The organism is Bacillus sp. AFS040349, from assembly GCF_002577655.1.
GTDB lineage: Bacteria > Bacillota > Bacilli > Bacillales > Bacillaceae > Metabacillus.
The window spans coordinates 1-233 of the sequence record NZ_NUMC01000175.1 but is presented as its reverse complement, the minus strand read 5'-3'; the positions used below and the strand labels follow the sequence as shown (position 1 = coordinate 233).

2 tRNA genes are annotated in these 233 nt (G+C 53.2%); both read left to right on the top strand.

What is annotated here, in order from left to right:
* Positions 1–8: 8 nt before the first annotated feature.
* Positions 9–94 (top strand) — tRNA-Leu (locus COD11_RS25755).
* A gap of 38 nt (positions 95–132) precedes the next feature.
* Positions 133–207: transfer RNA gene (locus COD11_RS25750), tRNA-Gly, on the top strand.
* Positions 208–233 lie beyond the last annotated feature (26 nt).

Sequence of the window (233 nt, the reverse complement as noted above, 5' to 3'; positions counted from 1 at the left end):
CACACCTTGCGGGTGTGGCGGAATTGGCAGACGCGCTAGACTTAGGATCTAGTGTCTTTATGACGTGGGGGTTCAAGTCCCTTCACCCGCACCAAAGTTTTTTCGCGTTAGCGAAAAGAACTAACAATATATGCGGAAGTAGTTCAGTGGTAGAACACCACCTTGCCAAGGTGGGGGTCGCGGGTTCGAATCCCGTCTTCCGCTCCAATAGTAAGTGCCGGGGTGGCGGAACT